The sequence below is a fragment of the Pseudoalteromonas sp. T1lg75 genome (assembly GCF_002964705.1).
Classification (GTDB): domain Bacteria; phylum Pseudomonadota; class Gammaproteobacteria; order Enterobacterales; family Alteromonadaceae; genus Pseudoalteromonas.
Map to the genome: position 1 here is coordinate 173,835 of NZ_PQCD01000005.1, position 20,823 is coordinate 194,657.

The 20,823-nt window shown below is 52.0% G+C and carries 21 protein-coding genes and 4 tRNA genes; 14 read left to right on the top strand and 11 right to left on the bottom strand.

The window, feature by feature from the left end; translation table 11 throughout:
• Positions 1-3 precede the first annotated feature (3 nt).
• The 4 genes from C2M36_RS01800 to C2M36_RS01815 form a co-directional block, all read right to left on the bottom strand.
• Complete coding sequence (locus C2M36_RS01800) at positions 4-876, bottom strand: DMT family transporter (RefSeq protein WP_105253455.1); 873 nt, start codon at positions 874-876, stop codon at positions 4-6.
• A 161-nt stretch (positions 877-1,037) separates the two neighbouring features.
• A complete protein-coding gene (locus C2M36_RS01805; protein ID WP_105253456.1) occupies positions 1,038-1,274 on the bottom strand; it encodes a DUF5808 domain-containing protein in 237 nt (78 codons plus the stop codon).
• Between the two features lie 204 nt (positions 1,275-1,478).
• Positions 1,479-2,576, bottom strand: a complete 1,098-nt coding sequence (locus tag C2M36_RS01810; RefSeq protein WP_105253457.1) for a DUF4785 domain-containing protein — start codon at positions 2,574-2,576, stop codon at positions 1,479-1,481.
• Between the two features lie 10 nt (positions 2,577-2,586).
• Entirely contained in the window at positions 2,587-3,447 is an 861-nt protein-coding gene (locus tag C2M36_RS01815) for a hypothetical protein (RefSeq protein ID WP_199883001.1), read from the bottom strand.
• Between the two features lie 330 nt (positions 3,448-3,777).
• Between C2M36_RS01815 and C2M36_RS01825 the strand changes: the two genes are divergently transcribed.
• The gene (locus tag C2M36_RS01825) at positions 3,778-4,161 is read left to right on the top strand and encodes an MAPEG family protein (RefSeq protein ID WP_105253460.1); all 384 of its coding nucleotides are present in this window, start codon (positions 3,778-3,780) and stop codon (positions 4,159-4,161) included.
• Between the two features lie 76 nt (positions 4,162-4,237).
• On the opposite strand, the gene C2M36_RS01830 is transcribed toward C2M36_RS01825, so the two are convergent.
• From C2M36_RS01830 to C2M36_RS01840, 3 genes are all read right to left on the bottom strand, one after another.
• A complete protein-coding gene (locus tag C2M36_RS01830; RefSeq protein ID WP_105253461.1) occupies positions 4,238-5,440 on the bottom strand; it encodes a M56 family metallopeptidase in 1,203 nt (400 codons plus the stop codon).
• A gap of 1 nt (position 5,441) precedes the next feature.
• A complete protein-coding gene (locus tag C2M36_RS01835) occupies positions 5,442-5,819 on the bottom strand; it encodes a BlaI/MecI/CopY family transcriptional regulator (RefSeq protein ID WP_105201223.1) in 378 nt (125 codons plus the stop codon).
• Positions 5,820-5,880: 61 nt separating this feature from the next.
• Positions 5,881-6,579 carry a pseudouridine synthase gene (locus tag C2M36_RS01840; RefSeq protein WP_105253462.1) on the bottom strand — a complete coding sequence of 233 codons (699 nt, stop codon included), beginning with the start codon at positions 6,577-6,579 and terminating at the stop codon, positions 5,881-5,883.
• Between the two features lie 187 nt (positions 6,580-6,766).
• Between C2M36_RS01840 and C2M36_RS01845 the strand changes: the two genes are divergently transcribed.
• The 4 genes from C2M36_RS01845 to C2M36_RS01860 all read left to right on the top strand — a co-directional run bounded on the left by C2M36_RS01845 (position 6,767) and on the right by C2M36_RS01860 (position 10,843).
• Complete coding sequence (locus C2M36_RS01845) at positions 6,767-8,248, top strand: FMN-binding glutamate synthase family protein (protein WP_105253477.1); 1,482 nt, start codon at positions 6,767-6,769, stop codon at positions 8,246-8,248.
• 63 nt (positions 8,249-8,311) lie between these two features.
• Positions 8,312-8,554, top strand: a complete 243-nt coding sequence (locus tag C2M36_RS01850) for a VF530 family DNA-binding protein (RefSeq protein WP_105253463.1) — start codon at positions 8,312-8,314, stop codon at positions 8,552-8,554.
• Positions 8,555-8,565: 11 nt separating this feature from the next.
• Positions 8,566-9,333, top strand: coding sequence for an amidohydrolase (locus C2M36_RS01855; RefSeq protein ID WP_105253464.1), 768 nt, complete (start codon positions 8,566-8,568; stop codon positions 9,331-9,333).
• A 79-nt stretch (positions 9,334-9,412) separates the two neighbouring features.
• Positions 9,413-10,843 (top strand): mannose-1-phosphate guanylyltransferase/mannose-6-phosphate isomerase, encoded by a 1,431-nt coding sequence (locus tag C2M36_RS01860; RefSeq protein ID WP_158678837.1) that lies wholly within the window; start codon positions 9,413-9,415, stop codon positions 10,841-10,843.
• A 10-nt stretch (positions 10,844-10,853) separates the two neighbouring features.
• Here the strand turns inward: C2M36_RS01860 and C2M36_RS01865 are convergent, their stop codons facing one another.
• The 3 genes from C2M36_RS01865 to C2M36_RS01875 all read right to left on the bottom strand — a co-directional run bounded on the left by C2M36_RS01865 (position 10,854) and on the right by C2M36_RS01875 (position 14,395).
• On the bottom strand, positions 10,854-13,013 hold the full coding sequence (locus tag C2M36_RS01865) for a response regulator (RefSeq protein ID WP_105253466.1): 2,160 nt from the start codon (positions 13,011-13,013) through the stop codon (positions 10,854-10,856).
• Between the two features lie 141 nt (positions 13,014-13,154).
• Positions 13,155-13,790, bottom strand: coding sequence for a helix-turn-helix transcriptional regulator (locus C2M36_RS01870; RefSeq protein WP_105253467.1), 636 nt, complete (start codon positions 13,788-13,790; stop codon positions 13,155-13,157).
• 239 nt (positions 13,791-14,029) lie between these two features.
• Positions 14,030-14,395 (bottom strand): histidine triad nucleotide-binding protein, encoded by a 366-nt coding sequence (locus C2M36_RS01875; RefSeq protein WP_105253468.1) that lies wholly within the window; start codon positions 14,393-14,395, stop codon positions 14,030-14,032.
• 99 nt (positions 14,396-14,494) lie between these two features.
• Between C2M36_RS01875 and C2M36_RS01880 the strand changes: the two genes are divergently transcribed.
• The gene (locus tag C2M36_RS01880; protein WP_105253469.1) at positions 14,495-15,178 is read left to right on the top strand and encodes a DUF2057 family protein; all 684 of its coding nucleotides are present in this window, start codon (positions 14,495-14,497) and stop codon (positions 15,176-15,178) included.
• 215 nt (positions 15,179-15,393) lie between these two features.
• On the opposite strand, the gene C2M36_RS01885 is transcribed toward C2M36_RS01880, so the two are convergent.
• Positions 15,394-17,232, bottom strand: a complete 1,839-nt coding sequence (locus C2M36_RS01885) for a M1 family metallopeptidase (RefSeq protein ID WP_105253470.1) — start codon at positions 17,230-17,232, stop codon at positions 15,394-15,396.
• Between the two features lie 124 nt (positions 17,233-17,356).
• Here C2M36_RS01885 and murB point away from each other — a divergent pair, with 124 nt between their 5' ends.
• The 8 genes from murB to C2M36_RS01925 form a co-directional block, all read left to right on the top strand.
• The gene (gene murB, locus C2M36_RS01890; protein WP_105253471.1) at positions 17,357-18,367 is read left to right on the top strand and encodes a UDP-N-acetylmuramate dehydrogenase; all 1,011 of its coding nucleotides are present in this window, start codon (positions 17,357-17,359) and stop codon (positions 18,365-18,367) included.
• On the top strand, positions 18,354-19,346 hold the full coding sequence (gene birA, locus C2M36_RS01895) for a bifunctional biotin--[acetyl-CoA-carboxylase] ligase/biotin operon repressor BirA (protein WP_105253472.1): 993 nt from the start codon (positions 18,354-18,356) through the stop codon (positions 19,344-19,346). Before murB ends, birA begins: the two co-directional genes overlap by 14 nt.
• Before the next feature lie 2 nt (positions 19,347-19,348).
• Entirely contained in the window at positions 19,349-20,059 is a 711-nt protein-coding gene (locus tag C2M36_RS01900) for a type III pantothenate kinase (protein WP_105253473.1), read from the top strand.
• A gap of 126 nt (positions 20,060-20,185) precedes the next feature.
• A tRNA-Thr gene (locus C2M36_RS01905) sits at positions 20,186-20,261 on the top strand.
• A gap of 39 nt (positions 20,262-20,300) precedes the next feature.
• Positions 20,301-20,385 (top strand) — tRNA-Tyr (locus C2M36_RS01910).
• Between the two features lie 47 nt (positions 20,386-20,432).
• Positions 20,433-20,507 (top strand) — tRNA-Gly (locus C2M36_RS01915).
• Positions 20,508-20,519: 12 nt separating this feature from the next.
• Positions 20,520-20,595: transfer RNA gene (locus C2M36_RS01920), tRNA-Thr, on the top strand.
• 138 nt (positions 20,596-20,733) lie between these two features.
• Positions 20,734-20,823 (top strand): GTP-binding protein (locus tag C2M36_RS01925; RefSeq protein ID WP_233997923.1); only part of this gene is annotated, 90 nt, incomplete at its 3' end.

Sequence of the window (20,823 nt, forward strand, 5' to 3'; positions counted from 1 at the left end):
GGTTTAACCCCACATGACCGCGATGGCGGCTAGGGCAATCAGTACCAGGCCTAAGCTGTCGCGGCGTTTTACCGGCTGCTTTAACCACAAATATGAAATGGCGATGGTAAAGAACACCTCGACCTGCCCCAGAGTTTTCACATAAGCCACATGCTGCAAGCTCATGGCACTAAACCAGCCGATGGAGCCAATACAGCTGGTGAGGCTGATCCACATTGTTAAACCTTTATGCTGCCAAAGACTGAGCAAGGCCCTTTTGTTCTTAATTCCCAGATAAATCAGCAGCAGTATTGTTTGCAAACCAATCACCAAGAGTAAAACCCAGGCGGCGCTGTGAGGAAACAGCAAGCCCGATGACAGGCTGGCCTCGCGCACCCACAGTGATGTAAGCGCAAAACTGGTGCCGCAGGCTAAACCCATTCCCACGGTTTTAAGGTTCAAGCCACGAATACTGGGGCCGGACAACAAGATGACGGCAACGGCACCAAGAATGACACCTAACCACCCCAGTAAACTCAGCGCCGAACCAAAGAACAGCATGCCGAGAATCGCCGCCACCAGGGCCTCACTCTTGGCCAGCCCCGCGCCCACGGCATAGTTGTTCATTTTAAATAGGCGCACCATAAGGGCGGTAGCGATAATCTGCATGACCGCAGCACCTATAATGTAAAAAATAAATAAACCCGAGGGCTCAAGCGCCGGCGCCGGTTCGAATTGATATAAGCCAAGCAGATACAAGGCGGCGATGGGCCCGGCAAGAATAAAGCGCGCTAAGGTCACGGCTAAACTGGCCGTATGCTGGCTTAATTTGCTCTGCAGGGCGTTACGCCAGCTTTGACTAAATGCGGCTAAAAAGGTAAAGAAAATCCAGGTCATAGCGGGTTAAGAGGGACTTAAAAAACCAAGTTAGCATGGCCATGCAGTGCTGGCGAATGAGGAATTTACATACTGGCTATAGGGGAGGGTGATTGTCACCTCTCTCCTCAAGCGTGTCACTTCTGCGCGTTAATGGCTAAACCAATGTCGTGTCTTATTGACTATGGCGCTAAGTTGTAGCCAACAAGACCGGAAATGAGCATGAGCAGGGCAATGATGCTACTTAATGAAAGCACACCACCCGGGTTGGCCAGGTTTACCGTCCACCCTAGAATTGGGTAGGGCTTCGGCACCCAGGCTCGCGAGTCTTTTTTGCTGAAATAGAGCCCCATCCACTTTAATCTTGTCCAGTTATCGTCATTGCTCCATTCAACCTGATTAATTTCATCCTGAGTCATGGCTTATCTCCTTATTTGGATACAAATATCACGTACCGCTTGCAGAACGTTTTTTAAATTTCATTCAATTAACAACCTAGATTAGCGTGTTGATTTTGTACAGCAGATACTGGCTCTTGGCGTTATGAGCTGGCAAGTCCTCCACCTAAAAAAGCCGGTGCTGGGCACCGACTTGGGTTGGGTCCATAACTATCAGCGCAGGGATCACTGCGGCGTAAACTTCAGCATCCTGGTTTGGTCTGTTAATTCAATGTCCACCAGACGGTAGGGGGCATTGGCGCCTTGTGTGGCGCTAAAGGGCATAAGGAACTGCCCGTTGCTATCAAGTTCCTTGGCCACCTCAACCGTGGCCAGCTTAATGCGTTCGCCATTATCGGCACGGCCGGTCAGGGTTGCGCGAATAGCATAGCGACCACTGTTGGTTACCTCCACCGGAACGCTGGCCTGGTATTGATTACCACCTAAGGCCTGTACCTTGGCATCGCTCATGCTGATGGTTTGCATGCTGTGCACAAAGGGCATTTTCACCGAGCGTTTGACCTTTTGGCCGTTAACCTGGGTGTCGACACTGGCCTCCAGTTCGTAGTAGCCATTGGCGGCGCCCAGATAGGTCAGTGGCTGATCGAAAATCGCTTCGCCACCTTGGTAGCGAGCACCTATTTGCTCTCCCGTTGGGCTATGGAGCTTAAGCTGCACATTTTTATCCTGCAGCTTTTGCGATCCCATGTTGAGCTCGACCCCTAGGCGTTGCTGGTGCTCGGCCAGGGTAAACTGGGTACGAGCCTGCAGTGCATTACCTGAACCTTTTTCGATTACATGAACCAGATAGATATCCTGGTCATTGAGTGCCTGAGTGGTGTGCAGCATGGGCTGGCCCTTGCCATTAATCTGCCCCAGCTTGAGGCCGACGCTGCCGTCGTTAAAGCCGGCTTGCTGCATCTGCTCGCGCGCGGCGATGGCCTGCACTGTCATTAGGCGCTGGCTTTGGGCATCGCGAACGGAAAATTTATCGAGTTGCAGGTCATAGGGCTTGATCACCTCGCCGTTTTCAAAGCGGGCCTTGGGGGCAATGCGGATCAGGTGATCGGCCTGGTTTACAAACACCGGTACTCCCTGCTTAAGCTCCCTGCCCGAGACCTGTTGCCAGTATTCAACGCTGGTTTTTTCCAATGAGTGTAAGGGCGTTGCGGGTGTGGCTTGCACCTGCGGGAATTGATAAACGGTTTGGGTGTTACCGGCATCCGCCATGGCGCCTGTGCTGCTGAACATCATCAGGGCGCAAATTGTGGTTAATTTTTTCATTTTTGAGCTCCTAGATACGGTTCTTCAGCATGTCGCCAAGGCCAAAGCAGTTACGGCGACTTTGTTGGTGGCTGAGCGGTTCGCTGCCTCGGGTGCGCGATTTATCTTGAAACCACATCGCGCCAGCCAAGGATTGGGAACTGCAATTTAGGAAGCCGTCGGAGCAGCTGTCTAACCAATTCTGAGTGACTTCCAGCGACACCTGATTTTGGTAGCCGCCGCAATAGCTGTCGCTATCCCAAATGGCCGAGTCCACGTCGCTGCCGACCACGGTTTCAAAATAGGACGGTAGGCTGGGGCGGTTGGGGGTGCCATAAAGCCACTGAGCATTGTATGACGCCATCCAGGATACCTGTTGCTGCTTTACCGCATCATTGGCGAAGCCCAACAGCCAGCCAAGACTTTGCTCAAAGGAATTGCCGGCTACCACTGCATCGGCTAAGGGGGTGCCACCACTGGAAGGCGCCAGCGCTATGGTACGGGTGACCTTATTAATGATGTTGGGATAGCGGTTATCCCAGGTGGGGTTGGATAAAATCCAGCGCACCACGTTGCCCCCGTTGGAATGAGTGATCAGCGTCAGCTCGGTGATGTTTTTATTATTAATAAAGCTGGTGAGTTGTGAGGCTAAACAGCCGGCGGCACCGTCGGTCCACATATACTGTTCAAAATCACAATTAATAACCGTGTAGTTGTTGGTATTACTTAGGCCTTGGCGCACCGTATTGATGAAGCCGCCGGTCCAATAGTCGTTATAGGCGTCGGTTTGCTGGCCGGTGCCATGGATAAATGCGACTCCTTGCGCGGCCATGGCACCCTGGCTTATGCCCAGTGCCAGCGCCAATGTGAGTAGTTTTGTTTTCATGTGTATTCCTGTTGATTCTATTTTTATCTTTCTGGTTGGAGGAGTGACCTCCGATCAGAAAATAGACTAAATAGGTACAAATGCAAGAAGATTGTTACAAATATTTAACCTAACCGTCTTAATGCCTTATCACTCTTATGTTTGTGGTGATAAAAGCGCAATAATTGATGGGTGCGGCAATTTGTGCTTTCTCTTTATACGGGCGGTGATGTTACATCTTGTGAGTGGAAGCTCGGCCAGCCATGCTGGCCATTTTTTTGCTCTCAATTTGGCTATTGAGCTTGCTTGCAAAGCGGCGCACAATGGTGAAAATAAGAAGAAAATTAAGGATCAAGCATGAGTACCTTAGTGATTTGCGCGCTCTTGGCGTGTTTAATTCCTTTCCTTGCTAAAGCCCCTTTGGCCTGGGCGCAGCAACAAAGCGGTGGCTACGATAACCGCCACCCACGGGCACAACAGCAGGCCTTAACCGGATTTGGCGCCCGCGCTTTGGCGGCACATCAAAACAGCTTCGAATCCCTGATCGTGTTCGCCGTGGCCCTGGCCGTGGTGCTGGGCACCAACACCTCGGGGGCTGTGATGGATACCCTGGCCATTACCTATTTGCTTGCCCGTGTGCTTTACTGCCTGTGTTATTGGTATAACTGGCATGTGGCTCGTTCGCTGATTTGGGCCCTGTCCCTGGCCTGCCCCTTGGCCATGATCGCCCTATGTATTTAACCTGATTTTTTTTTATAAAAACACAAAGCAAGCACCTTTATTAAGGGGCTTGCTTTATACTCTTGGTCGTTGCGAATTAGTGTGAGGTTACATTAATACGCTCTGTTAAATCAGGTAGTTGCACATCTGCGCTGAGTGCGAAATCCAGTTGTACCAGGTGTTCTTCTTGTGGAAATGCGTAAGGCTCATAGCGCCATTGTTGCAGCGCACGCACCGCTTCTTTATCAAATACCTTGGCCGGTTGAGACTGCACCACCACCACATTACGAACAGCGCCTTCCTCGTCAACTTGGAATCGTAAAACCACAGAGCCAGAAATTTTTTGCTCCGCTGCTTCTTTAGGGTAAATGGGCTCAATACGCATCAGGGGTTTTGGCTGACTCGCAGACTTTTGCTTATGGCCTTCACCAGCCTGAGTGCCGGCAACCAGGGTGAAACTTCCCAGGGCAATAAGCAGGGCCAGCACCTTGGCCAGGACATAGCCCTTATTGGCCGATTGCATATTGTATAGGCGTTGTAACATCATGTTTTTATCTCCGTAGTAAGAATAAGCCAAGCTATGCAGCCGTGACTGGCTGGCGCACTCGACCATGGATTTGCCGTACTGCAAACGCTGTGCGGCGGATTTATCGGCTAGCACCCGCTCATCGCAGGCCAGCTCTTGAATGCGTCTAAGGCTGAAATAAGCCACCCAGCCCAAGGGGTTAAACCAGATTAAAATGGCGGCGATCAGGGCAATCAGGTTGATGACATTATCGCGGCGCTCCAGATGCACCCGCTCATGTTCGAGCATCAGGGTGAGGGCCGAGGCATCGACGTCTTGCTGTAAACGCTGCGGTAGTACAATGCGTGGGTTAAAGAAGCCAACCACCATGGGTGAGCTGATCGCCTTGCTGCGATACAGAGTCGTATTGCCTTCCTGTCCCGGCAGCTGGTTATCAAGGGGGGCGGCGTTCAGGCGGCGCTGAAATACCAGATGTTGGTAGGCAACCAGGGCGAACAAGGCGGCGGCAATAAGCCAATAGGCCAGCTCCCAGCTAATGCTTACCTCGGCACTTGCCTGGCGCAAGGGTGTCACCACATACTGGCCAATCATGGCCGGAGCGGCTACCGTATTTTTTAGCTCTATGCTTTGCGCCAGCAGCAACGCTGGGAGCAACAACCAGAGGCCATAGATAAAGCGTGCACTCAGTGCCTTAAGGGCATAACGCTCCGCGATAATCAAGGCGGCGAGTAAGGTGCACAGCAGTGCCTGTTGTGAAATAAGCCATGACAACATATTACTTTCCTTGTTGGTCTTCCCACTCTTTAATAACGGCTTTGAGTTCGTTGATATCCTGCTGTGACAGCTGTTCGGTTTTGGCAAAGCCACTGACCAGAGGCGCAATGCGGCCACTGAAGAAACGCTGGATCAGATTCTTGCTCTGTTTAAGGGTGTAATCTTCGCGGCCAATGGTGGGGCTGTATTGGTAGAGGCGGCCTTGCTTTTCAAAACTCACCGCTTGTTTCTTAACGAGGCGACCCAGTAGGGTCTTGATGGTTTTATCATGCCATTGGGTGTCATCGCTGAGGCGTTCGATAATTTCGCTCGATTTCGCCGGGTGGCCCTGCCACAGCGCTTCCATGACCTCAAACTCTGCTTTGGATAACTCGATCATAACTTTGCTCACAAATGTAATCCTTGAACTTGAGATTACACTTGTAGTCAAAATGATCAAGCTATTTTTTCAACAAGTTAACTTCTTCCGTGGTGAGCTCGGTAAATTGATTTTCGGCTAAGCGCGTTGGGTCCAGGTGCAGTTGGCCGATGCGCACACGCAGCAGGTCGACCACGCGATAGCCGCAATAACGGGCCATTTTACGGATCTGTCGATTGAGACCCTGGGTAAGGATGATCTTAAAACGTGTGGCTGAAAGCGCCGTGCAAACACAAGGTTTGGTGAGTGTGCCATCCAGGGGTACACCTGCGCTCATGCGAGAAAAAAATGCCTCGTCCAAGGGCTTGTCCACCTCAACCCAATACTCTTTTTCATGGCTGTGATCCGGATGAGCCAGTAGATTACAAAGTTCGCCATCATTGGTGAGGATGAGCAGGCCACGGGAGTCCTTGTCTAGCCGACCAATGGGGTAGGTGCGTTGCTCGGGCGGTAAGTGATGGACCAGGCTGCTCGGATCTTCGGTTTTGAGTTTGCAATCTATGCCCACCGGCTTGTGGTAGGCGTAATAGCGCTTGGGCGCCAGTCCATCAATACGCTGACCATCAAGGCATATCTCATCTTGGTCGCTGACATGGTCGATATGATTGGCGGCGCGGCCATTGACCGTTACCCTGCCTGCATCAATTAGGCGCGAGGCGCCCCGGCGGGAACAAACTCCGGCATGGGACAAATACTTGGCAAGACGAATGCAAGTGGACATAACAAGACCAGGAAATACGGGTGCCGCCATACTAGCATGATGTCCCTGCGAATGCCGCATAACGGCGGCGCCAGGGTCGCCTGTTTTGTCTTGGGCCAGGTGGTAAAATAACCTTACTTTTCTGCTGGTCAATTACCTAATCTTATGTAAATCTGAGCTTTATTAGGGATAGAAAAAGTGTATGACCATGAGTGAGTTTTTGATCCATGCCATCGACTTGATGAGCAGCCTCTTTTTACTCTTTATCGGCTTTTTGGTGCTGTTGACCATGTATTATTATTTTGTCGATATCCATCAAAATAAGCATGCAATACGCCGAAATTACCCGGTTATCGGCCGTTTTCGTTACTTTTTCGAGCGTCAGGGGGAGTTTTTCCGACAATACTTTTTCGCCATGGATCGTGAAGAAATGCCCTTCAATCGCGCCGAGCGCAGCTGGGTATATAAGGCGGCCAAAAACCTCGACCGCACCGCCGCCTTTGGCTCCACGCAAAGCCTGGACCCCACGGGCACCATCATGTTTATGAATACCGCCTTTCCGACCCTGGAAGAAGATGCCATTGAACCCGAGCCGGTGCTCATAGGTGAGCAGTGCCCTCATCCCTACCGAGCTAAAAAGGTGTTTAATATCTCCGGCATGAGTTACGGCGCCCTGTCCAAGCGCGCGGTGCTGGCTCTGTCTCGTGGTGCCCGCCAGGCCGAGTGCTGGATGAATACCGGTGAAGGGGGGCTGAGCCCCTATCATCTGGAAGGAGGCGCCGACATCGTCTTTCAAATCGGCACCGCCAAATACGGGGTGCGTGATGAACATGGCAAATTAAGCGATGCCAAGCTCAAGGAAATCGCCGCCCATGATCAGGTGAAAATGTTCGAAATTAAAATGAGCCAGGGGGCCAAGCCGGGCAAGGGCGGCATGCTGCCCGGGATTAAGGTGAATGCGGAAATCGCTAAGATCCGTGGTATTCCCGAGGGTAAGGACTCCATCAGCCCCAATGGCCATCCGGAAATAAAGAGCGTGGGCGACTTACTCGATATGATAGTCCATGTGCGTACCGTAACCGGCAAACCCACGGGTTTTAAGGCGGTGATTGGTGAAACCTCCTGGTTAGAAGAGCTGGCCGAAGAAATTAATAATCGCGGCCCGGCATCGGCCCCTGACTTTATGACCATCGACAGCGCTGATGGCGGCACCGGCGCAGCGCCCCAGCCACTTTTGGACTCGGTTGGCTTGCCGCTAAAAGAAAGCCTGCCCTGGGTGGTGAACCTGCTTGAACGCCATGCGCTTCGCGAGCGTATTCGCATTATCGCCTCGGGCAAGCTGATCGTGCCCTCCAAGGTGGCCTGGGCGGTGGCTCTGGGGGCCGACTTTGTGGTTTCGGCTCGTGGCCACATGTTTTCCTTGGGCTGCATTCAAGCCCTGCAGTGTAATAAAGACACCTGCCCGACCGGTATTACCACGCATAACCCTAAATTAATGAAGGGCTTGGATGTGGTAGATAAAACCCAGCGGGTAGCCAATTACAACAAGTATATTCATTATGGTATTGGCCTGATCGCCCATTCCTGTGGCGTCAATAATATCCGCGGCCTTAATCGCAAGCATGTGCGCGTGGTGCAAGAGGATGGGCTGTCGCAAACCCTGGATGAAATGTACGCCATGTACAAGTAGTGCATGGCGAGTGCTTGCCAACTGCGTTAAACTGCGGGTTATCACATGTTTCGAGGCAGTTTCATGCATCAAGAACAACCCAAAAATCCGCTACATGGCGTTAAGCTGGAGCAAATCGTTACGCGCCTGGAAGAGCATTATGGCTGGGCGGAGCTGGCGCAGCAAATTAACATCAATTGCTTTAAGAAAGACCCCTCGGTGAAATCGTCGCTGAAATTTTTGCGCCGTACTCCCTGGGCGCGAGAGCAGGTCGAGCAGTTGTATATCAAAACCTTTTGTACCTGGCCTTATAACGCCGGGGTATAGGGACCAAGCCCATGAGTCTTAGCGTCGCCCTGATTCAGCACGACATTCGTTGGCTTGATGCCGATACCAATCTTGCTCAGTTAAGTGCGCGCCTTGAGTCCATCGGCGAGGTCGATTTAATTATCCTTGCGGAAACCTTCGCTACCGGATTCGCCGTGGCCGATAGCCAGGTGCATCTGGCGGCCGAGCGGATCCTGGATTGGCTGAAGGAGCAGGCGCAGCGTCATCAGGCGGTTATGTGTGCCAGTGTGATCGTCGCCGAGCAAGGGCAAAAGTTTAACCGCCTGTACTGGGTGTCTCCCGATGGTACGCTGCAGCATTATGATAAGCGGCACCTGTTCTGTCTTGGGCAAGAGGGTAAGTACCTGAGCCCAGGTAAGCAAAGAGTCATTTTTACCTTAAAGGGTCTGCGCATCTTGCCGCAGATCTGTTACGACTTGCGTTTTCCCGTGTTTGCCCGCAACCGTAATGATTATGAAGTGATGATCAATATCGCCAATTGGCCGGCGTCCCGGCGCAGCGCCTGGGATACCTTGCTGCGCGCACGCGCCATCGAAAACCAATGTTATGTGTTGGCTGTCAATCGTATTGGCGATGATGGTCACGGCATAGCGCATAATGGTGGTACTGCGGTCTATGACTTTGGCGGCGAACCTTTGGCTCAGGCCACAGATGACCAGCCACAAGTCCTCACTATGACTCTGGATAAAGATGCGTTAGAGGAATACCGCCAGGCCTTTCCCGCCTGGCAGGATGCCGACGCTTTTGACTTGCGCTAGGGTAGTTGTAAGGTCATCGGCAGGAGCCCCGGGGCAGTGGTATAATGCTGATATGACTTAGCGAACCCGAGCCCCTATCTTGATTTTACCCGTACTTCTCGCCGGTGGCGGCGGCACCCGGTTATGGCCGCTGTCGCGCCAGGATCGTCCCAAGCAGTTTTTGCGTCTTAATGGCGAGCATTCCTTGTTACAGCAAACGGCGTTGCGTTTTCGTGGTGCGGGCTGTCTGGCGCCTTTGGTGATCTGCAGTGCCGAGCACCGCTTTATGGTGGCGCAGCAGTTGCTGGAGATAGATATGTGTGCCAGTGCCATTATTCTCGAGCCTGAAGGGAAAAATACCGCGCCGGCGGCGGCCTTGGCGGCACTGTGGGCGCAGCAGCACCAGCCGGATGCCAGTCTGTTCTTTGCCCCCGCCGACCATGCCATTGCCAACTTCGAACTCCTCAGCGACAAACTCGGCGAGCTTGACGCCATAGCGCAGCAGCACTTGGTCTTATTTGGGATTACCCCCAGCGAGGCGCAAACCGGTTTTGGCTACATCCGAAAGGGCAAACGTTTTGCTTCGTCTGCAGACTGTACCGAAGGACTCACCGAAGGTTTGTATCGAGTTGCCGGCTTTACCGAAAAGCCCGACCGGGTCACCGCCGAGTATTATCTTCAGCAGGGCCACTATTATTGGAATTCGGGCATGTTGCTGGCCGGTTGCGCCGTGCTTATTGAGCAGTTTCAAGAGCATCGGCCGCAGTTATTGGCCAAAGTGCGTAGTGCCGCAACATTTAGCAGTGATCTGGACTTTACCCGTGTCGATGAACACGCCTGGCAACTGCTGGAAGGGGACTCCCTGGACTATGCGCTGCTTGAGCGCAGTGAGCAGCTGTTGCTTTGTCCGCTACCGCTGCAATGGTTTGATCTCGGCAGCTTTGCACAGCTGTATCAATATCACAGCCGTGACCAGGATGATAATGTGGTGCTCGGCAGCGCGGTGTGCGTCGATAGCCGGGGTAACCTGATCGCCGCCGAAGAACAGCATCTGGTGGCGACCTTAGGCATTGAGGATACGGTGATAGTGCACAGTGGCGACACCATCCTGGTGGCTGCCAAGGCGCATCTGGACGAGATGCCCAAGCTGGTGGCCAAGGTGGCGGCCGAGCATCCGCAGCAACGCCGTTATCACAGGCAAACCTTCCGCCCCTGGGGGCATTACGAAGTGTTGAACGAGGGAGAGCAGTACAAGGTGAAGCGCATAGAGCTGCAAGCGCAGGCGCGCTTGTCCTTGCAGGCGCATCAGCATCGCTCGGAGCATTGGGTGGTGGTCAGTGGCGACGTTTTAGTTCAGGTTGAGCAGCAGGAGCATCGACTCAGCGGTGGCCAGTCCATCTATATACAGGCACAGCAGCGCCATCGCCTGACCAATGTCGGCACTGAGGCGGCGATCATCATCGAGGTGCAAAGCGGCGACTATCTCGGTGAGGACGATATTATCCGCTTTGACGACGATTACGGCCGCTAAGGCACTGCTGCTAGCGCAGCGTTTGGCTGCGCATAAACTTGAGGTATTGCTCCAGGCTTTGCTGCCACAGGTCAAGACCTTCCGCCAAGCCCTCATCTATGGTTTTGCCCTCGAGCAGGCGCCGCTCGATTTTTTTCAACGCCATGCCATAGCGATTAAAGCCCAGTTGCAAGGCGGTACTGGCTTGGCGGTGGAGCAGCTTGATGCACTGCTCCTTATCATTGCCCACCAGTTGCTGACAGCGCAGCAGCTTGTTGCGCGCCGAAAGTACAAACTCATTGTAAATGGAGCTCAGCTCTTGCTCGGCAAAGGTGTTGGCCATAAGCTCGGCGGCGGTTTCATCGTAGAGTACGTCCTTCAGGGCGACGCTGATATTCGGGGTTTGGTTCGATTGTGAGTCGCTGAGCGCCTGTCTCAGCTTTTCCTGCTTAATTGGCTTGCCCACTATGTCCTTGATGCCCAGGGCCAGGTATTCCTTGACTTCATCCGGGCTAAGGCTGGCGGTAAAGGCCAAAATCGGGGTGCGATGATTGCGGTGATCCATGGTTTTGAGTTTGCGGATCACCTCCTGACCGCTGAAGTCCGGCAGGTTCATATCCAAGAGCACGACATCAAAATGATGCTGCTTGAGCAGCTCAATGGCGCTGCGACCGTCGGTGGCCAGTTTGACCCTGTGTTCATCCTCGGCCATAAATTCAATGGCGATTTTCTGGTTCAGTTCTAAATCCTCAACCAACAGTACATCTAAACCGGTGCGGTAATTGTCTGACTTCGGGCGTTTTTCCACCAGGCTGAGCTCACCGACCGTGAGCTTAACGGCGAAGCTAAAGGTACTGCCCTCACCCAGGCGGCTGGTAATATGTAACTGACTGCCAAGATGGGCCAGTAGACGGCTGGTGATCGCCAGCCCCAACCCGGAGCCGCCCTTGAGCTTACCGGCGCTGCTTTGCACATAGGGTTCGGTTAAATACTGGATCTCATCCTCTTCGATGCCCGGCCCAGAGTCGATAACGCTAAAGCTGAGCGTATGTTCCTCCTGACCGCCATGGAGCAGGTCGACCTTGAGGGTGACCTTCCCCTGATCGGTAAATTTAATGGCGTTGCCCACCAGGTTAATGAGAATTTGTCTGAGCTTTTGGTGGTCGCAGTAATAACAGGCCTGCTTTGCCAGATTATAATTAAGCTCAAATTTCACCCCTTTTTGCTCCGCCAGCGGGCTCAGCAACAAGCACAGGTTATTGAGCCAGGTGTGCAACTCCACATCCTCTTCATACAGGGCCTCGTCGCTTTGCTCCAGGCTGGCATATTCCAATACCTTGTCGATCAACAGGGTCAGGGATTCGGCGGAGTTGATAATGGCTTCGCAGTAGGGTTTGTTTTTTGGCGTGCTGGCCTGATTCATGATCAGCTGAGCACTGCCGAGTATGCCGTTTAAAGGGGTGCGGATCTCGTGGCTGATGGTGGATAAAAACATGCCGCGGATCTCTAAATCCTTTTGTGTTTTTGCCGTCAGTTGATTGAGGTTGAGTTCGCGGCGCTCATTACAAAACAGCGCCACGCCGGCGGCAAACAGCATGGGCGCAAGCACGCCCTTTACCAGCAGTGCGGCGCTAAACCAATCGTTATCAAACTGGGTGGTGTGATCGCTGTGGGTCATCACCAGGGCGCGGGCGGCAAATACAAGGAGCGACATGCTTAAGGCGATCAGATACACCAAACTGGCGCTGGGATATTTGCTGCGGCCATAGCGGCTAATGATGTAGAACAGACAGGCGGCTTCGACGAAGCGGTGCAAGTCGATCAGCAGCACCTGGGCGGAAATATCCGCGGCGATAAACATAAAGTAGGTAAAGCTGATAAACAAACAGCCACTGACAAAGATAAAGAAGTAGGTCAGCAGGCCGTTATAGTTGAGGAAGCGATTGATGGCCAAAACATGGATCACCGAGCCGCAAATAAAGAAAAAGTTAGCCAGGGTAATAAAGTGATCGTGTTGTTGTGGTGCTTCGATGGCGGAGATAATAATGCCCACCAGTAAGCACACCGGGTACCACACATACAGGCCGATGCCGACGAAGTTACGATTGGCGCGCCAGGTAATAAAATTGAGCAAGGTCATCACAAAGATGGCCGCGGCGCTGGTATAGAAGAGGGTCGACGTGTCTAGCATCCGTGATATGTATTGGTTATGGGTATTTAGTTTCTACTATACGGAAAAATCTCTGCTTGGCTATGTGTAAGTATCGAGAGGCAATTTATTGCGGATAAGAAAAAGCCGGCATGTCGCCGGCTTTGAGATTAAAAACAGACCCTAACGTAATTCGTTCGGTATATTGGTCTGAGCCCAGGACAACAGCTCGATGCGGTTACGGCATTTGGTTTTACGGAAGGCACTGTAAAGGTGCGTTTTAACCGTATGCGGGCTGATGCTGAGTTGCTCGGCGATCTCTTTGTTCTTCGCACCCTTACTCATTAAGCCAACGATGGCTTTTTCACGCTTGGTGAGTTTAACCGGTTCAATATCGCCCTCGGTCAGCTTGTGTAATGAGTCCTTGTTGAACTGCAGCATGCGATTAAGCACGTTACACATGACGTCACGGCGATACCATAATTGGTTTTCTTGCAATAAACGAATGCCCTTCATCATCACATCGGCGTTATCCGAGGTATAGAACACCCCGCGAATACCGCTTAACAGCGCACGGTTAGCCAATTCAGGGTTTTCATCCAGGTTGAAAAGAACGATATCGCATTCCACCTTAAGATTGACCAAGTGGTGCTTTAAGCGACCCCAGGCATCCTCGTTCGATGTCTCGATAAATAAATAAGCCGTATCCGGTTGCACCTGGCTCACATCGGTGCCTTTGTGGACATCAAAACCTTGGGTGCGCAACAGCGGTGCCAAGACATTCAGGCCGATTTGGTTAATCGGCTCCTGCTCAAGCAGTAAAAATACGGTTCTTACTCATTGGGTGGTTAGCTCATTCAAAACTATTTGCACTATCCTAACACGCTATTCACTTCTTTTGTATTAGGGGGATTAGATTTAATAGTGAAAAAAGATGATTAATGGCTATTTGCTCGACATTTGTAAACAATAGGTTACGAAAGCCCAGAATTAGGCGCCAAAACGCGCCTAATCGCACCATAAAAAAGTATGTGAATAAGTTAATAAGATGATGATTACTATACTTTTAGCTTATCCTGGTATGGAGGCCAGCCCATGGCTTTTCCGGCTAGCATATGGAGGTGGATATGGAACACGGTCTGCCCGCCATGACTGTTGCAGTTCATCACCACGCGATAGCCGTCCTCAGCAAAGCCATGCTCTTTAGCCAGCTTGGCGGCAACCACATGTAAGTGACCGACAATGGCGGCATTTTCCGTGGTCACATCATTAATGGTCGCTATTGGGGTTTTTGGGATAATCAAGACATGAAAGGGAGCCTGAGGATTGATGTCGGTAAAGGCCAGCGCCTGATCGTCCTCGTAAATGATATCGGCGGGGATCTCGCGATTGATAATTTTAGTGAAAATGGTCTCTGTGCTCACGGCGAGCTCCTTAGTTTAACTGTCAGAGTGTCAGTAATGACAAAGAAAAGCATAAGTGTCAAACTGAGAACCAAAGCTTAAATGTAAGGTAGGTACCCCATGTGGAAAAAACTCTCTAGTGCAGCGGCACTGGCTTTGTTGCTAACGCCTTCGGCTTACGCCGAAACTGTGTCCTTTGCGAGCGAAATCATTCCCTTACAGGTGAACGATAAAACCATTTCGCATTCTATTTTTAATACCGTCGACGAGCTTGAGTTGGCTCCGGGTAACTATCGCCTTAAGCTTAAATACAGTGATCTGTACGAAAGCGGCTTTGACGACCACGAGGTGATCGAGTCGGAACCCTTTTGGGTGACCTTAGAGGTGGCTGCTGGGCAGGATTACGAGGTCATTTTCGATAGAGCAGACACGGTGGCCGCCGCTAAACTGTATGCGCAAAGCCCCATAGTGCGTTTACGCGCCGAGGGTCAGCAGTTGGAAGTGCCTATGCCTAAAGCGGCCGCGCCTAGTGTGGTTGCACCCAGCGTAGCCGCCCCAGCGCTGGCAGCACCAACCTTAATGCCTGCCAATATAGCTCCGGCTCCGGCGGTTTCGACCAAGTCGTTACCCGCAGTTGCACCTGCAGTTGCACCCGCAGTTGCACCCGCAGTTGCACCTGCCTCTCAACCCGGTGGCAATGTCAGTGCTGCCGCCATGTTAGAGTTCTGGTGGCAGCAGGCGACGCCAGCACAGCGCCAAGCGTTTTTACAGAAGGTGCAGGCTGATACCAATTCACTTAAATAGCTAATCATTCTAGCGGGCTAAATATCGTGCTCACTGTGTTGGGATTTTTCTATGTAGAATAACTACATAAGAAAAATTCCGCCTTGTTATCACATCATTTATCCAGCGCTATATCTGATCACATACTTAACAGAATTGGTATGAGCAATAAACTCAACTATTTGTTTGCAATAAAAAAGGGTGCATCTAGCACCCTCTTTTATTGCACATCGCTATTAGTTAAATAACGCGTCTATCGTACCTTGCGCCAATGGGTGATAACCCGGACGAGCGCCCTGGTATACTTCATACGCCCAATCGCGCTTGTTGTTTTTGATCAGCGCCTTGTATAGAGGCACGATCAATTTACGACGACCTATGCCGCTCAGGTGTTTGTCCAACGCCGGGTAAATCGCTTCATAGCCATTACCCACCGCCAGCATAAACCAGGCAAAGGCGACTTCCTTGTTGGTTGACGCGGTCAGGTTAAACTGGGTATCCAGCTCTACCATCTTCTCGCCAGCCAGGTCACGTGGCAGGTTGTTGATAAAGTGCAACCACTCATGCACGGTCCAGTTTGCGGTAGGTAATTCGCTGGCTTTTTTGCTGCCAGCTAACCAGGCTTGAGTCTCGGCATCGACCTTGTCAAATACGTCCGAGGTTGGCTGTGGTGCATCGGCAGGTAAACCCGGCTGATGGATCCACTCATTGACCTTCTCCATGCTGACCACACCAGGGTGTTTGTTGATCAGATTCTCTTCCAGGTAGCGCTCAAATTCCGCCGTGGTCACCGACTGGAATGAATAGGCCTTAAAGTAACCCTTCACGAACTCATCAAAGACGTCGCGACCAAACTTTTCTTCTAAATAGATTAGGAACAGCTGACCTTTGGTATAAGGCACAGAGCTAAAAGCGTCGTCCGGATCGCGACCGTTTAGCTCCAGGTTCAAGCGAGTATCCGGCGCCGGGATATCTTTCAGCAGGGCATTTAGGCCGGCGGCATCCAAAGATTGCTCCATGACCGCACGCTCGCGACCGAATACTTCTTCCATGATGCGGTTTTCAACATATGAGGTGAAACCTTCGTTCAGCCATAAATCTTCCCAGGTGGCGTTGGTAACCAGGTTACCTGACCAAGAGTGCGCCAGTTCGTGGGCGATTAGGTTAACCAGGCTCTTATCGCCCGCCACTACGGTCGGGGTGATAAAAGATAAACGCGGGTTTTCCATGCCGCCGAATGGGAAGCTAGGAGGTAGCATGAGTAAGTCGTAGCGACCCCAGGCGTATTCGCCGTACATGACTTCGGTTTTATCGATCATCGCCTGGGTGTCGTTAAACTCAGCCACCGAGGCGTCGAGAATTTGCGGCTCGGCGAAAATCGCGGTCTGGTGCGACATTTCTTTGTATTCCAGGTTACCGGCACCGATGGCGATCAAATAAGGCGGAATGGCCTGTGGCATATCGAAGAAGTAGTCGCCATCTTTGATAAAGGCACCTGTGTTGTCGGCACTCATTACCGCACGAACATTTTCCGGCGTTTCGATACGAGCACTGTAAGTTACGCGCATGGCGGGCGTGTCTTGTACCGGGATCCAGCTACGGGCGTGAATGGCCTGCGACTGGCTGTACATAAAGGGTTGGGTTTTACTGGCGGTTTGCTCTGGGGTCAGCCATTGCAGGCCAGATGCTTGTGGCAAGCTGTTATAATAAATACGCACCTTAGGTGCCTGTTGCTTAAAGCGAATGGTCAGTTTTGAACCCTTCACATCGTCACGAGCCGCTAAATCAAATTTTGCCTTGTGCCATTTACCTTGCGCATCCTGATAGAGCACGCGGTCGACTTCAAGGTCGCGGGTATCCAGCACCAGGGTACGGGCGGCGTCATTTTTCCAGTTCAGGCTATGCTCAACGAAGCCTTCTAATTGCTTGTCGGCGAAGTCGACATCAAGATCTAAATACAGATGCGTGGAGACCACATCGTCTAGGTTGGCATAGGTGTGCTCGTCGCTGGCCGCCAGGCTGTGCAGGCTTACGCCGCCAAGCGCTAAGGCAAGAGCAAGAGGTTTTAATTTCATAGCATCCTCAGAACGGGTGAAATAAGAAGTGCTTGTTATATCAGATATAGACAATGACTGACAGCTATGTCTGTTCGCTGGCTTGGGGTACACTTAGGGCAAATAGCTAATAGAGATATTTCTTTTGCCTGCATTACAACGCCATCATACCTTTGCGCTGGACGTCCCCTGTCACCAGCTTGTGACCATCACAGACCCGGCACAGCTTTGCGAGTTCGATTACACCCAAGCGTTTTGTGTGCTCGGTGAGGGTAGCAACACCATCTTTACCACGCCCTATCAAGGGACTGTGATGCTGATAGCCAATAAAGGGGTGCGTATTGAGGAGTTGGCGCAAAGCTGGTTGCTACATTGTGCGGCGGGTGAAAACTGGCATGCGCTGGTGGAGAACACTTTGGCTTTGAATATGCCCGGGCTGGAAAACCTGGCACTCATTCCCGGCAATGTTGGCGCCGCGCCGGTGCAGAATATCGGTGCCTATGGGGTCGAGCTGGCGCAGTTTGTCGAATATGTCGAGGGCTATCATATCGCTCGTGGCGAAACCCAGCGGCTCAGTGCCGAACAGTGCCGCTTTGGCTATCGTGATTCCATCTTTAAGCATGAGCTGAAAGGCCAGTTTATTATTACCCAGGTCGGCTTGCGCCTACCTAAACAATGGCAGCCGAATATCAGCTATGGGCCCTTGCAGGGTTTACAGCAGCCCAGCGCCAAGCAGGTGTTTGATGAGGTGGTGGCGGTGCGTCAGGCAAAACTGCCGGATCCCAAGGTACTGGCCAATTGTGGCAGCTTCTTTAAAAACCCCATCCTGCCACGCCCTCAGGTAGCCGCTTTAAAAGAGCAATATCCGCAACTGCCTTGCTATGACGTCGATGCCGAGCAGCAAAAGGTGGCCGCCGGGTGGCTGATAGAGCAGGCCGGACTGAAAGGCTTTCATATTGGTGATATCGCCGTGCATGATAAACAGGCCTTAGTGCTGGTTAATCGTGGTGCAGGCCGGGCTGAAGAATTGTTGGAGATGATCAAGCATATTCAAAGCGTGGTAGCACAGCGTTTCGGCATTGACCTGGAGCATGAGGTGCGATTGATGGGCGAGCTGCAAGAAATTCATGTAGGGACCACTCATGAAGGCGCCTGACGGTAACAAGCTGGCCATACTGCAGGCCTTAAATAAGGGCGAGTTTATTTCCGGGCAAGCCATGGGCGAGCAACTGGGCATTAGCCGTGCCGCCGTGGCCAAGCATATTACGTCCTTGCAGGAAATGGGGCTGGATATTTACAAGGTCAATGGTAAGGGCTATCGCCTCAGTCGACCTTTGAGCCTGCTTAAGCAAGCGGATATCGAGCTGGCCTATCAAGAGTTAGACGGCAGCGGCTGTCATTTTGAAGTACAGCCCATTATCGACTCCACCAACACCGAACTGATGCGCCGGGTGCAAAGCGCCGAGGCAAGCAACAACAGTGTGCTGGTGGCAGAAATGCAGCAGAAAGGTAAGGGGCGGCGCGGCCGCACGTGGCAATCCCCCTTTGCTGCAAACCTTTATTACAGCTATTACTGGCGCTTAGACGATGGCATGCATGCGGCCATGGGGTTGTCCATTGCCGTGGGTCTGGCGGTCTATGACAGTCTAAAGGCCCTCTATGATCTAGAGGTGCAGCTGAAATGGCCAAACGACGTGCTGGTTGATGGCCGCAAACTGGCGGGCGTGCTGGTGGAACTCGATGGTACCGCCGAGGGGCCTTGTCATCTGGTGATCGGTATAGGCCTCAATATTTCCATGCCTCAGGCCGCGGCCGAGCATATCGACCAGCCCTGGTGCGATCTCAACGAGTTCGCCGGTGAGCTGGATAAAAACCAGTTGGTGGCCGTGCTCACCTGCTTTTTACAAAAGCGCCTGGTCCAATATCGCCAAACCGGTCTGCAGGGTATGTATCAGCAGTGGAATAGGGTGCATGCCTTCAGCGGCCAATATGTGGAGCTGAGCTCGGGCACCAATACCTGGCGTGGCATCTGTGAAGGTATCGACGAGCAAGGTGCCGTGGTGCTGCGTGTCGATGGCCAAAGCAAGCGTTACTTTGGCGGTGAAATCAGCTTGCGCGTTAAGTCTACGGGTTAGTCATGAAACTATTAATCGATGCCGGGAATACGGCGCTTAAAATGATGTTGGCCTCGGGCCCCGAAACGGAGCAGGACATTCAGCTACAGCAAGTAGAGCCTGCGGCTCTACCGTGGACACAGATAGACGAAGTAGTTGTTTCTGCGGTAGCGGATTCAGACGCTTTGAACGCAATGGTAAAAGAAGCCGAAGCGCATGGGGTTGGGGTGCGCCGCGCCAAAGTGGCGGCACAGTGGCTACAACTTAGTTGTGCCTATGACAATTATCACACCCTGGGCATCGACCGCTGGCTAGCGGTGATCGCCGGCTACTGTGCTAACCCTAATGGCTACACCTTAGTGGTTGACGCCGGCACGGCGCTGACCCTAGATCTAATCGATGATGCTCATAATCATCTTGGCGGCTATATTCTTCCGGGATTAAGTCTAAGTGAGCACAGCATAGTGAGCCGTGCCGAAAAGGTTTTTACCGTCGATGACCTGGTTGCAGACCCCAAACCGGGGCGTTCAACCCCGGCAGCGGTTAAAAATGGCGCTCTTATCGGTGCCCTCGGTGCCATCGAATATGCGCTGGCGCATCACGGCCGTGGACGAGATGTGCAATTATTGCTCACCGGTGGTGATGGTTTGGCCCTGCATCGGCACCTGAGGCAAGGTGTTTATCGTCCCCATTTAGTGTTCGAAGGCCTGTGGCAATGGCAAAAACAAGGGTGAATTGTTTAAAAAAGCTCTGTTTTGGGTGAATAATGAACGTTCGAACCACAAACCTTAACTTTTTTTAATTTTATAGTTGCATCCCAATAAACCTTACTCTAGAATCTCGCCCCGTACTAAAGCAGTGCCGACTTAGCTCAGTTGGTAGAGCAACTGACTTGTAATCAGTAGGTCATCCGTTCGACTCGGATAGTCGGCACCATTTCCTCATCTTGGAAAGGCTTTAGAAAGAATTTTGCGTGGAGGGGTTCCCGAGCGGCCAAAGGGATCAGACTGTAAATCTGACGGCATTGCCTTCGCTGGTTCGAATCCAGCTCCCTCCACCACTCTAAATTCTTGACGGTTAGAGGTAGTTAAGAACAGGTTCCTAAAAGCGGGCATCGTATAATGGCTATTACCTCAGCCTTCCAAGCTGATGATGCGGGTTCGATTCCCGCTGCCCGCTCCAGTTTTCTGGTGTGCTGATATAGCTCAGTTGGTAGAGCGCACCCTTGGTAAGGGTGAGGTCGGCAGTTCAAATCTGCCTATCAGCACCACACCAGTCCTGTCTGTCCTGAAATACTTCCTTTGATTTGTCTAAAAAATATTCAATAATTGAAGAATTGAATTGATCGTCGTTTTTTGTCGATCGTTTGATATGTAATCTAGATACACAAAAACTGATAGGTTCCGTCATGGCAAAAGAAAAGTTTGAACGCGTAAAACCGCACGTAAACGTTGGTACAATCGGCCACGTTGACCACGGTAAAACAACTCTAACTGCA